Origin of the sequence: Sphingomonas sp. CCH5-D11, from assembly GCF_001557395.1 — a bacterium.
Taxonomy (GTDB): domain Bacteria; phylum Pseudomonadota; class Alphaproteobacteria; order Sphingomonadales; family Sphingomonadaceae; genus Sphingomonas.
Map to the genome: position 1 here is coordinate 15,741 of NZ_LSKH01000073.1, position 11,475 is coordinate 27,215.

The 11,475-nt window shown below is 66.9% G+C and carries 11 protein-coding genes; 3 read left to right on the top strand and 8 right to left on the bottom strand.

Annotated elements, in window-relative coordinates; all coding sequences use genetic code 11:
* The first annotated feature begins 126 nt into the window (after nucleotides 1-126).
* Nucleotides 127-1,425 (top strand): UDP-N-acetylglucosamine 1-carboxyvinyltransferase, encoded by a 1,299-nt coding sequence (gene murA / locus AX702_RS04320; protein WP_066776592.1) that lies wholly within the window; start codon nucleotides 127-129, stop codon nucleotides 1,423-1,425.
* A gap of 78 nt (nucleotides 1,426-1,503) precedes the next feature.
* On the opposite strand, the gene sugE is transcribed toward murA, so the two are convergent.
* From sugE to AX702_RS04355, 7 genes are all read right to left on the bottom strand, one after another.
* Nucleotides 1,504-1,824, bottom strand: a complete 321-nt coding sequence (gene sugE, locus AX702_RS04325) for a quaternary ammonium compound efflux SMR transporter SugE (protein WP_066776614.1) — start codon at nucleotides 1,822-1,824, stop codon at nucleotides 1,504-1,506.
* A 210-nt stretch (nucleotides 1,825-2,034) separates the two neighbouring features.
* Complete coding sequence (locus AX702_RS04330) at nucleotides 2,035-3,495, bottom strand: flavin-containing monooxygenase (RefSeq protein ID WP_156455355.1); 1,461 nt, start codon at nucleotides 3,493-3,495, stop codon at nucleotides 2,035-2,037.
* 173 nt (nucleotides 3,496-3,668) lie between these two features.
* Complete coding sequence (locus AX702_RS04335; protein ID WP_177179124.1) at nucleotides 3,669-4,076, bottom strand: hypothetical protein; 408 nt, start codon at nucleotides 4,074-4,076, stop codon at nucleotides 3,669-3,671.
* Between the two features lie 86 nt (nucleotides 4,077-4,162).
* Nucleotides 4,163-4,495 (bottom strand): hypothetical protein, encoded by a 333-nt coding sequence (locus tag AX702_RS04340; protein ID WP_066776598.1) that lies wholly within the window; start codon nucleotides 4,493-4,495, stop codon nucleotides 4,163-4,165.
* Nucleotides 4,496-4,667: 172 nt separating this feature from the next.
* Complete coding sequence (locus AX702_RS04345) at nucleotides 4,668-6,932, bottom strand: NADP-dependent malic enzyme (RefSeq protein ID WP_066776600.1); 2,265 nt, start codon at nucleotides 6,930-6,932, stop codon at nucleotides 4,668-4,670.
* 72 nt (nucleotides 6,933-7,004) lie between these two features.
* Nucleotides 7,005-7,541 carry a DNA-3-methyladenine glycosylase I gene (locus AX702_RS04350; protein WP_066776603.1) on the bottom strand — a complete coding sequence of 179 codons (537 nt, stop codon included), beginning with the start codon at nucleotides 7,539-7,541 and terminating at the stop codon, nucleotides 7,005-7,007.
* On the bottom strand, nucleotides 7,538-7,933 hold the full coding sequence (locus AX702_RS04355) for a winged helix-turn-helix transcriptional regulator (protein WP_231731721.1): 396 nt from the start codon (nucleotides 7,931-7,933) through the stop codon (nucleotides 7,538-7,540). The genes AX702_RS04350 and AX702_RS04355 overlap by 4 nt, the downstream gene beginning before the upstream one ends.
* A gap of 85 nt (nucleotides 7,934-8,018) precedes the next feature.
* Between AX702_RS04355 and AX702_RS04360 the strand changes: the two genes are divergently transcribed.
* Nucleotides 8,019-8,786: an SDR family oxidoreductase gene (locus AX702_RS04360; RefSeq protein ID WP_066776618.1), complete on the top strand. Its 768-nt coding sequence runs from the start codon at nucleotides 8,019-8,021 to the stop codon at nucleotides 8,784-8,786.
* Here AX702_RS04360 and AX702_RS04365 read toward each other — a convergent pair.
* Nucleotides 8,770-9,264 carry a methylated-DNA--[protein]-cysteine S-methyltransferase gene (locus AX702_RS04365; protein ID WP_066776608.1) on the bottom strand — a complete coding sequence of 165 codons (495 nt, stop codon included), beginning with the start codon at nucleotides 9,262-9,264 and terminating at the stop codon, nucleotides 8,770-8,772. The two genes, AX702_RS04360 and AX702_RS04365, sit on opposite strands and share 17 nt — an antisense overlap.
* A gap of 214 nt (nucleotides 9,265-9,478) precedes the next feature.
* Between AX702_RS04365 and mutS the strand changes: the two genes are divergently transcribed.
* Nucleotides 9,479-11,475: DNA mismatch repair protein MutS (mutS, locus tag AX702_RS04370; RefSeq protein ID WP_066776621.1), on the top strand; the 1,997-nt coding region annotated here is incomplete at its 3' end.

Below are 11,475 nucleotides of genomic sequence, written 5' to 3' on the forward strand. Positions count from 1 at the left end.
CGTGATTGCCCCTCGGATCAAGCATCTACCGCTAGTCGCCGTCAGGACCGGGGCGCATTAAAGTCGATCAACATCGTTACGCCTCAATCGCTTGGCGAGGCCATGGCGGTTCGATAGATGCGCGGGATGGACCGTATCCTTATCCGTGGTGGCAACCGGCTGTCGGGCAAGCTGCCCATTTCCGGCGCCAAGAACGCCGCCTTGACGCTGATGCCCTGCGCGCTGCTGACCGATCAGCCGCTGACGCTGCGCAACCTGCCCCGGCTCGCTGACGTGGATGGCTTTGGCCATTTGCTGAACCAGCTTGGCGCCTCCACGGCCATCGAGGGCACTCGGCCGGAGGAATTTGGCCGCGTGATGACGATCCGCACCGGCCAGCTCACCTCGACCGAGGCGCCCTATGACATCGTTCGCAAGATGCGCGCGTCGATCCTGGTGCTGGGGCCGATCCTGGCGCGGGCGGGCGAGGCGCGGGTGTCGCTGCCGGGCGGCTGCGCGATCGGCAATCGCCCGATCGACCTGCACCTCAAGGCGCTGGAAGCGATCGGCGCGGAGCTGGAAATGAGCGCGGGCTATGTCACCGCGCGCGCGCCGACCACCACCTCCGGCGCGCGGCGGCTGTCGGGCGGGCGCTATCGCTTCCCGGTGGTGTCGGTCGGCGCGACCGAGAATGTCGTGATGGCGGCGGTGACGGCCAAGGGATCGTCGCGGATCGAGAATGCCGCGCGCGAGCCCGAGATCGTCGACCTGTGCCGCTGCCTCGTGGCGATGGGTGCGCAGATCGAGGGGATCGGCACCGAGACGCTGGAGATCGAGGGCGTCGATCGTCTGCACGGCGCGACCTACGCCGTCATGCCCGACCGCATCGAGGCGGGCAGCTATGCCTGCGCGGCGGCGATCACCGGCGGCAGCCTGGAGCTGGTGGGCATCGACGCCGAAAGCATGGGCGCGACCCTGTCGGCGCTGGCGGATGCGGGCGTGCTGGTGGAGCTGAAGAAGAATGCGGTGTGCGTGACGGCGCAGGGGCCGCTCCAGCCGCTGACGCTGACCACCGCGCCCTTCCCGGGCTTTGCCACCGACATGCAGGCACAGTTCATGGCGATGCTGTGCAAGGCGGATGGCGCCAGCGTGCTGACCGAGACGATCTTCGAAAACCGCTACATGCACGTGCCCGAGCTGGCGCGGATGGGCGCGGACATCACCGTTTCCGGGCGGACGGCCGTGGTGCGCGGCGTGGAGCGACTGGTCGGCGCGCCGGTAATGGCGACGGACCTGCGCGCATCGATGAGCCTGATCCTGGCGGGGCTCGCAGCAGAGGGCGAGACAGCGGTGAGCCGGGTGTATCACCTCGACCGCGGCTATGAGCGACTGGAGGAGAAGCTGTCGGCGGTGGGTGCGGATATCGAGCGCGTCAGCGACGGGTGAGAGGGCCGCAGGATCAGGCGGGTGCTGCTTGGTGCCGTCGAGGCCTTCGCATAGCTCCCGCCTTCACCGGATGAACTCTTACGCGGTCGACGACACTTTCATCAGCACAAGGCCGGACACGATGAGAGCGGCAGCGATGAGGCGCAGGGCGGTCGCGGCCTCGCCAAAGATGACGATGCCGACGATGAATGCACCGACTGCGCCGATACCTGTCCAGATCGTGTAGGCGGTGCCGAGCGGCAGCGAGCGCATCGCCCATGCCAGCAACCCGAAGCTGATCAACATGCCGACGGCCGTCACCACACTGGGCCATAGTTTCGTAAACCCGTGCGATTGTTTCATCGCCGAGGCCCAGACGATCTCGAACACGCCGGCAAAAACAAGAGCAATCCACGCCATGGCAGCCTTCCCGAAAGCTGCCGGGCCGTCCCGGTCTTGATCACCCATCGTGGGGCGGGAACGTGGTCGCCGCCGCGGAAATATGGCCGTTTACTACGGATTTTTCAACGTGTGCCATCGCCATTGATGGACGCTGGCGGATCAGATCGCGCTGCGGGAGGAGAAGTCTGGCCGCGTTGCCCCACCCGTTATGGGCGAGGCAACGCGGGGTCAGCGTAGCGCCACGGCCTCGCGATCCAGCACCGCCGTTTCCTCGGCATAGCTGGCGCAGTCGCTGGCCCAATTCTGGTACACCCGGCCGTTCGCCGCCTTGTACCAGCTGCGGCAATGCGGGTCGGCCCAGACGGTGCCGGACAGAAGCTGCGTGATCCGCTCGTTGAAGCGGCGCTGGCCGTCGGGGGTGACGTTCGCCGCCTTGGCCTTTTCCGCCTCCAGCGCCGACAGCGTCTGCAGCATGTAACCGACCTGCTGCTCGATCATGAAGCTGATCGAATTATGGCCGAGATTGGTGTTCGGGCCGTAGAGCATGAACATGTTGGGGAAGCCCGACACCATGATGCCGAGATAGGCCTCCGGCCCTTCCTTCCACGTTTCCTTGAGCGTGCGGCCTTCCTCGCCGACCACCTGCATCGACCAGTCCCATTGAGTGGTTTCGAAGCCGGTGGCGAAGATCAGCACGTCCAACTCGTGGAAACCGTCAGTCGTGCGGACGCCATTGGCCTCGATCCGATCGATCCCGTTGGTTTCGAGCGACACATTGTCGCGCATCAGCGCCGGGTAGAAATCGTCCGTGATGAGGATGCGCTTGCAGCCGATCGGGTAATCCGGCGTCAGCTTCGCGCGCAATTCCGGATCCGGCACCTGCTCCTCGAGATGATCCAGCGCGGTGCGGGTGAAGGCGGCGCGGCCCTCCGGCGTCCATTTGAACGCCTGCCAGAAGAAGCTGTCGGCATTGTCGAAGATCATCGCGCGCTGCGACGCGCCGAGCTTTGCGGCCATTTCGAGATTGGTGGCCATCAGCGCCTTGGTTTCGGGCGTGACGTGATTGTCGTTGCGCGGGATCACCCAATTGGGCGTGCGCTGAAACACCACCAGCTCTCCGGCGACCTTGGCGACCTCGGGAATGAGCTGAACCGCGCTGGCGGCCGAGCCGATCACGCCGACGCGCTTGCCGGCGAGATCGACCTTGTCGTTCCATTCGGCCGCATGCCACTTGGGCCCGGTGAAATCATGAACGCCGGCGATTTCGGGAAAGCAGGGGCGGCTGAGCTGGCCAAGCGCGGGAACGATCGCGTCGAACGTCTCGGTGACGCCCTTTTCGGTGGTGATCGCCCAGGTGCCGGAGCCCGAATCCCATTTCGCCTGTGTCACGCCTTCGTTCAGGCGCAGCGCATCTGCCAGGCCGAACTGATCGACCAGGCTCTTGGTATAATCGTGGATTTCCGCGCCGCGCGCGTAATGGTGGCTCCAGTTCGGATTGGGCGCGAAGCTGAACTGATACAGGATCGCCGGCACGTCGCAGGCGACACCAGGATAGCGATTGGCGCGCCAGGTGCCGCCAACCGAATCGGCATGTTCGAAAACGGTAACGTCATGGCCGGCTTCGCGCGACTTGATGGCGGCGCACAGCCCACCCATTCCCGCACCGACCACCGCGATTCGCTTGCTCATCCGTCTCTCCACTTGCGGTCTCGGGCCGCTCGCCGGCGAGGATGCCTCGTCAGGCGCGTGGAGGGAAGAGGGTTTAAGTCGATTGCGTTAATGGATGCGCGGCGAACACCCTGGTGAGCGCGCCCGCCGCGGTGCCTGCTGGCCCACGGCGGGTGCGTCTCAGTTGAACCGCCTCAGCGGCAGCGCACATTGTCCTTGTCGATCGACTTGCCGAGCGCGGCCCCGCCAGCGCCGCCAAGCAGCGCGCCGAGGAGGCCCGATCCGCCCGGACGAAGCGCCGTGCCGAGCACGCCGCCTGCAATGCCGCCGACGATCAGGCCAGTGGTGCCATCATCGCGGCGGCAGTAATAGCGCCCGTCTCGACCGGCATAGACGCGATCATTGTCCCTCAGCCGGCGTTCGCTGTATCGCTTGTCGTCTCGATAATAACGGTCCGCTTCATAACCGCCGTAGGCGGGATCGGGACGGTTATAGTCATAGGCGGAATAGCCTCCGCCGCCATAGCCCGAGTCATAGCCGGTGCCCATGCAGCCGCTGACCATGGTTGCCGCGCCGATTGCGGCCAACGCAACTTTCCGCATCGTTTCCTCCTTCGTACCTTTGACCAAAACCCAATGGCTGGGCCGGGCGAAAGGTTGCGACGAAGCAAAGCGATGCGGCCGATGAATCAACGGTAGTGGCGATCGTTCTTCTGGATCCGGACGCGGGCGCTCAGCCGGTCATAGCGGGCGTTGAGGTCGCGGCGTTCCGCGGCAGAAAGGCCATTGCCGCTGCGGCGGTAGCGATCTTCCAGCCGCGTCAGATCGCGGAACTGGTTGCGCAGGCGACCGGCTTCGGCACGGTTCAGCGCGCCGCTGCGCACGCCCTGATCGATGCGCGCATCAATGGTGCGCTGGCGCTGGTTGATCGACTGCCACCCCTGCGCCGTAGCGGGGACGGCGGCGGTTGCGACACCCATACCGGCCAGGACAAGGGCGAGATGCCGAAACGCGCTCTTCATGATCTTACTCCTCTTTTCCGTCGCTTGGTGGCGACGGAAACAGAGGTAGGCGCGGGCTGTCGCGCGGCTGTGTCGCAAGCGCCGCTCAAGTGTAACGGCACGTCGCAGGTCGTTCAGCTTCGTTCAGCTTTCTGGCGCCCGCGGTGGTGATCACCGCGGGCGACGTAGCAGATCAGCGCGCGATGCCGCCCGCCGCGAGCACGGCAAGCGTCATCAGGTCGCCCGCCGTCGAGGTCATCGGCGCGATCTGCACCGGCTTCTCCATGCCGATCAGCATCGGGCCGATCACGCTATCCCCGCCCAGTTCGCGCAGCAGCTTGGCGGAGATATGCGCCGACTGGAGGCCGGGCATGATCAGCACATTGGCCGGGCCGGACAGGCGGGCGAACGGGTAATTGGCCATCTGCTTGGGATTGAGCGCCACGTCTGGCGGCATCTCGCCTTCATATTCGAAGCCGACGTTGCGCTTGTCCAGTTCGGTCACGGCATCGCGGATCCGTTCCAGGAAGGTGCCCTTGGGATTGCCGAAGGTGGAATAGCTGAGAAAAGCGACGCGCGGTTCATGGCCCATGCGACGCGCGACCGCAGCCGTCTGCTCTGCGATGTCGGCCATCTGTTCGGGCGTTGGCCGCTCGTTCATCGTCGTGTCGGCGATGAACACGGTGTGGCTCTGCCCGACCATGACGTGAATGCCAAAGGGGGTGCGGCCGGCCTCCGGATCGATCACGCGGCGCACCTCACGCATGGACTGTGCCCAGGTGCGCGTGATGCCGGTGATCATCGCATCGGCATGACCAAGCTGCAGCAGCACCGCGCCGAAAATGTTGCGATCCTGGTTGATCATCCGCTCGCAATCGCGGCGCAGATAGCCGCGCCGCTGGAGCCGCTTGTAGAGGAAGTCGACCATCTGCGGCACCAGCGGCGAGATGCGGCTGTTGTGCAGCTCATATTCTTCCGGATTCTGGATGCCGAGCGCGCGCAGCCGATCGGGCACGTCATCACGGCCGACCAGCACGGGGATGCCGTAGCCGCCTTCCTTGAAGTTGACGGCCGCGCGAAGCACCACTTCCTCCTCGCCTTCCGCGAACAGCACCCGCTTAGGATGCGCGCGCGCGCCCTCGTATGCGAGGCTGAGCACCGAGGTGGTCGGGTTAAGCCGCGCGCGCAGGCTCTGGCGATAGCCGTCCATGTCGAGGATCGGGCGCGTGGCGACGCCCGAATCCATCGCCGCCTTGGCAACCGCGGCGGAAACGACTTCCATCAGGCGCGGGTCGAACGGCGCCGGGATGATGTAATCGGGGCCGAAGACGTGCTGCACGCCATAGGCCGCGGCGACTTCCTCGGGCACGCGCTCGCGCGCCAGCTCGGCAATCGCCTGCGCGGCGGCGTTCTTCATCGCATCGTTGATCCCGGTCGCGCGTACGTCGAGCGCGCCGCGGAAGATGAACGGGAAGCCTATGACGTTGTTGACCTGGTTGGGATAGTCCGACCGGCCGGTGGCGATGATCGCGTCGGGGCGCGCCTCCTTCGCCAGTTCGGGGCGGATCTCCGGCTCCGGATTGGCCATGGCGAAGATGATTGGCGCGGGGGCCATGTCCTTGACCATTTCGGGCTTCAGCGCGCCGGCGGCGGAGAGGCCCAGGAACACGTCCGCGCCGTGCAGCGCCTCGGTCAGCGTGCGCCGGTCGGTGACGGCAGCGTGCGCCGACTGCCACTGGTTCACGTCCTCGCGGCCTTGGTAGATCACGCCGGTGCGATCGCACATGATGACATTGTCGTGCTGCACGCCCATCGCCTTCATCAGCTCGGTGCAGGCGATCGCGGCGGCGCCGGCGCCGTTCACGACAACCTTGATGTCCTTGAGCGAGCGCTTGGTCAGCAGGCAGGCGTTGATGATGCCGGCCGCGGTGATGATCGCGGTGCCGTGCTGGTCGTCATGGAAGACCGGGATGTTCATCCGTTCGCGCAGCGTCTGCTCGATGATGAAGCATTCGGGGGCCTTGATGTCTTCAAGGTTGATGCCGCCGAATGATGGCTCCAGCAGTTCCACGCAGTTGATGAAGGCGTCGACGTCCTGGGTCTTCACTTCGAGGTCGATCGAATCGACGTCGGCGAAGCGCTTGAACAGCACCGCCTTGCCTTCCATCACCGGCTTGGAGGCGAGCGCGCCGAGATTGCCCATGCCCAGGATCGCGGTGCCGTTGGAGATGACGGCGACCAGATTGCCCTTGGCGGTATAGTCATAAGCGGTCGCGGGATCGTCGGCGATGGCCTGCACCGGCACCGCGACGCCGGGCGAATAGGCCAGCGACAGATCGCGCTGCGTCGCCATCGGCTTGGACGCGATGATCTCGATCTTGCCCGGGCGTCCCTCCGAATGGAACAGCAGCGCCTCGCGCTCCGAGAACTGGATCGTCGTGTTGGTCTTGTCGGTCATCTCGCCCCCGGCGGAAGGTTACATCCCAAGCCTTTAGGGGGTGCAGGGGGCGATGCAAACCGCACGCAAACGTCAACGGCGAAAGCAGTCGCGCTGATGGTCTTCGACGATCCCGACCGCCTGCATCCAGGCGTAAACAATCGTCGGGCCGACGAACTTGAAGCCGCGGCGCTTCATTTCCTTGGAGATGCGTTCGGACAGCGGCGTGGTTGCGAGCCATTGCGTGCCGTCGCTGACGACCGGCTTGCCACCGGTGAAGCCCCAGCAGAAATCGTGGAAGCCCGACGCGCCCATTTCCAGATAGATCTGGGCGCCGCGGATGGTAGCGAGGATCTTGGCGCGGGCGCGCACGATGCCGGCGTCCGCCATCAGGCGCTCGACATCCGCATCGCCGAACGCCGCGACCGCCGCGGGATCGAAGCCGGCGAAGGCCGCGCGGAAAGCGGCGCGCTTGTTGAGGATCACCTGCCAGGACAGGCCGGCCTGGAAGCCTTCCAGCATCAGCATCTCCCACAGCATCCGCGGATCGTGCTGCGGCACGCCCCATTCGGTGTCGTGGTAGGCGCGCATGAGATCGTTGCTCTCCGCCCATTGACAACGGATCGTCATGCCGCCGCACGTTCGTCGAAGGCGGCGCGGGCAGCCTCGATCCGATCGACATTCTTCGCCGCCCACACCCAGACCCCGCAAAAGGCATAGCTGAGCCCCTCGCCGAGATCGGTCAGGCGATAGTCGACGCGCGGAGGGACGGCCGCATGAACCGTGCGGATGACGAGCCCGTCACGTTCCATCTGGCGCAGCGTCTGGGTCAGCATCTTCTGGCTGATGCCCTCTGCTGCGCGCAGCAGCTGCGAGAAGCGCTGCTCGCCCGCTTCGGTCAGCACCTCCAGCAGGATCATGGTCCATTTGTCGGCGACGCGGCCAATCACCTGAGTGACAAGCGCCTCTACCCGCGGATCGAGATCGGCGGGGTAGTCGTGATCGACATGCGGTATCTGCACGGTAAGTACCCCACTTCCAGGTGCCTTCTTCCCGATGGTAACCACGGGGACTATCTGCCGTCCAGCAATTCCGATGGAGGCTAGCATGAACATCTCGGGCAACACGATCCTGATCACCGGCGGGGGCAGCGGCATCGGCCGTGCGCTTGCGGAGGCGCTGCATGCCAAGGGCAACAAGGTGATCGTCGCGGGTCGGCGGCAGGCGGCGCTGGACGGGGTTGTCGCAGCCAATCCGGGCATGGCGAGCGTGGTGCTGGACGTGGGCGATCCGGCTGCGATTCGCGAAGTTTCTGCGCGGCTGGTTGCCGAGCATCCCGATCTCAACGTCGTGATCCAGAATGCCGGGATCATGGTGGCGGAAGACGTCGCGGCCGACGACTGGGCGCTCGACACGGCCGAGGCGACGATCACGACGAACTTGCTCGGCCCGATCCGGCTGACCGCCGCGCTGCTGCCGCACCTGAAGGGCAAGGACGGGGCGACGATCATGACGGTCTCCTCGGGCCTCGCCTTCGTGCCGCTGGTCGCGACGCCGACCTATTGCGCGACCAAGGCGGCGATCCACAGCTGGTCCCAATCGCTGCGCGTGCAACTGGCGGGCAGCGGTGTCGGCGTGATCGAGCTTGTGCCGCCGGGGGTGCAGACCGAGTTGATGCCGGGGCATGACACCGACCCCAATTCGATGCCGCTCGCCGATTACATCGCCGAGGTGATGGCGATCCTGGAGGCGAACCCGACGGGCGAGGAGATTGTGGTGGCGCGCTGTCGTCCGTTGCGCGCGGCGCAGGACGATGCCGCGCATGGCGCCGTCTTCGCGCGGCTGAACGCCGGCTTCCTCAACAAAGCCGGCTGACGCGGCTTTCGAGATCGAGCAGCAGGATCTTGTTCGGCAAGCCGCCGCCGAACCCGGTCAACGCGCCGTTGCTGCCGATCACCCGGTGGCACGGCGCGACGATCGGCAGCGGATTGCGCCCGTTCGCCGCGCCGACCGCCCTGGTCGCGCTGGGCCGGCCGATGGCGCGGGCGATATCGGCATAGCTGCGCGTCTCGCCATAAGGGATGGCGAGCAACTGCGCCCAGACCGCGCGCTGAAAGGCGGTGCCGACGGGATCGAGCGGCAGATCGAAGGTGCGGCGGGTGCCGGCGAAGTATTCCTCGAGCTGCCGGACGGCAGCGGCGATCACCGGATGATCGGGCGCCGCGATGCGCGGCGCGTAACGGGCCTGCATCGCCGCATCGTCATCCCACAGGATCGCGGCAAGGCCCGCGTCGCTGGCGATCAGCGTGAGATCGCCGGTGGGCGAGGGGACAATGGTCGTCGCAAAGGTCATGGCGCGGCTCCTTCGGCAACGTCCTAATAGATGGCGCGGGCGCGGGCGTCCCGCCGCTTGCGGCCAAAGTGCTCTCGTCAGCGGCGGCATGTCTGGCTAGACAGGGAAGATCCGCCAGGCGGCGCGGCGCATGCCGTCCGCTTCGCATCCGCCACGTCTCCACCGCCCGTTCCGACACCCGAAAGCCATGGCCGAACCCACCGCTCCCACGCCGATGATGGCGCAATATCTGGCGCTGAAGGAAGAGGCGGGCGATTGCCTGCTGTTCTATCGCATGGGCGATTTCTTCGAGCTGTTCTTCGAGGATGCGCGCATCGCGAGCGGCGTGCTCGACATTGCGCTGACCGCGCGGGGCGAGCACGCCGGCGTCAAGATCCCGATGTGCGGCGTGCCGGTACATTCGGCGACCGCCTATCTCCAGCGGCTGATCAAGGCGGGGCACCGCGTCGCCATCGCCGAACAGACGGAGAGCCCGGAGAAAGCGCGCAAGGCGCGCGGATCGAAGGCGCTGGTCAACCGTGCGATCATCCGCTTCGTCACGGCGGGCACGCTGACCGAGGAAGCGCTGCTCGATGCGCGCAGTGCGAACTGGTGCGTCGCCGTCGGTGAGGCGGCGGGCGGCGTCGGCATCGCGGCGGCGGACGTGTCGACCGGGCGGTTCGAGGTGATCGCCTGTTCCCCCCAGGCGCTGGGCGCGGAGCTCGCCCGGCTGGCGGCGGCGGAAGTGGTCGCGGCAGAGGGCAGCGATGCGCCGGCGACGGTGTGGCGACCGCGCGGCGATTTCGACAGCGCGCGCGGCGAGGAGCGGCTGAAGCGCCTGCATGGCGTCGCGACGCTCGACGGCTTCGGCCAGTTCGACCGCGCGATGCTGGCGGCGGCGGGCGGGCTGATCGCCTATCTCGACCATAATGGGAAGGGCGCGCTGCCGTTCCTGCGTGCGCCGGTGATCCGTCGCAGCGCGGAGACGATGGCGATTGATGCGGCGACGCGCGACAGCCTGGAACTGACCTGCACGTCGGGCGGCACGCGCAAGGGCAGCCTGCTGGATGCGGTGGATCGTACGGTAACGGGCGCGGGCGCGCGGCTGCTTGCGGCCGATATCGGTGCGCCGCTGATGGACAAGGCAGCGATCGAGGCGCGGCTGGCGCTGGTGACCTTGTTTCACGACGACGCCGACCTGCGCGCACGACTGCGCGAGCGGTTGCGCGCGCTGCCCGACATCGGGCGGGCGATCGGGCGGTTGGCGGCGGGGCGTGGCTCCCCGCGCGATCTGGGGCAGCTGCGCGACGGGCTGGACGGGGCGTGGCTCCTGGCGGAGGCTCGCGAGCCCGTTGCCCCCCACACCGTTCGTGCTGAGCCTGTCGAAGCACGGATCGAGGGCGCTGCGCTTGCGACACGCCCTTCGACAAGCTCAGGGCGAACGGGGGAGGGAGGCGAGCTTCTTTCTCAGCTGACTCCGCGGCTGCGCGGGCACGGCGAACTGATCGACCTGCTCAAGCGCGCGCTGGTGCCCGCGCCGCCTATCGATGCCGCGAACGGCGGCTTCATCGCGGAAGGCTATGACGCGGCGCTCGATGATCTGCGCGATGCGGGCTCCGGCGGGCGGCGGGCGATCGCGGCGCTGGAGGCGCGCTATCGCACCGAAACCGGGATCAACGCGCTGAAGATCCGGCACAACAATGTGCTGGGCTATCATGTCGAGGTGCCGGCGAAGAATGCCGATGCGCTGATGAAGCCCGACAGCGGCTTCACGCATCGCCAGACGATGGCGGGCGCAGTGCGCTTCAACGCGCCCGAGCTGCATGAGGTGGCGAGCCGGGTGACGCAGGCCGGGGCGCATGCGGTGGCGGCCGAGGCGGCGCATCTGGAGGATCTCATCGCCGCCGCACTGGCATCGGCCGAGCCGATCGCGGCGACCGCCGATGCGCTGGCGCGGCTGGACGTGGCGGCGGGGCTGGCGGAGCGCGCGGCCGAGGGCGGCTGGGCGCGGCCGAGCCTGGTGGAGCATCCGTGTTTCGAGATCACTGGCGGTCGGCACCCGGTGGTCGAGGCGGCGGTGGCGAAATCGGGCGAGCGGTTCGTCGCCAATGATTGCGCGCTGTCGGAAGCGTCGCGGCTCTGGCTCGTGACGGGGCCGAACATGGGCGGCAAGTCGACGTTCCTGCGGCAGAATGCGCTGATCGCGGTGCTGGCGCAGGCGGGGAGCTATGT

What these genes read in the sequence shown, in the direction of transcription:
- AX702_RS04340 (WP_066776598.1), bottom strand. Translation starts at nt 4,495, where the DNA reads ATGAAGAGCGCGTTTCGGCATCTCGCCCTTGTCCTGGCCGGTATGGGT.
- sugE (WP_066776614.1), bottom strand. Translation starts at nt 1,824, where the DNA reads ATGGCGTGGATTGCTCTTGTTTTTGCCGGCGTGTTCGAGATCGTCTGG.
- murA (WP_066776592.1), top strand. Translation starts at nt 127, where the DNA reads ATGGACCGTATCCTTATCCGTGGTGGCAACCGGCTGTCGGGCAAGCTG.
- AX702_RS04350 (WP_066776603.1), bottom strand. Translation starts at nt 7,541, where the DNA reads ATGACGATCCGTTGTCAATGGGCGGAGAGCAACGATCTCATGCGCGCC.
- AX702_RS04335 (WP_177179124.1), bottom strand. Translation starts at nt 4,076, where the DNA reads ATGCGGAAAGTTGCGTTGGCCGCAATCGGCGCGGCAACCATGGTCAGC.
- AX702_RS04330 (WP_156455355.1), bottom strand. Translation starts at nt 3,495, where the DNA reads ATGAGCAAGCGAATCGCGGTGGTCGGTGCGGGAATGGGTGGGCTGTGC.
- AX702_RS04360 (WP_066776618.1), top strand. Translation starts at nt 8,019, where the DNA reads ATGAACATCTCGGGCAACACGATCCTGATCACCGGCGGGGGCAGCGGC.
- AX702_RS04345 (WP_066776600.1), bottom strand. Translation starts at nt 6,932, where the DNA reads ATGACCGACAAGACCAACACGACGATCCAGTTCTCGGAGCGCGAGGCG.
- AX702_RS04365 (WP_066776608.1), bottom strand. Translation starts at nt 9,264, where the DNA reads ATGACCTTTGCGACGACCATTGTCCCCTCGCCCACCGGCGATCTCACG.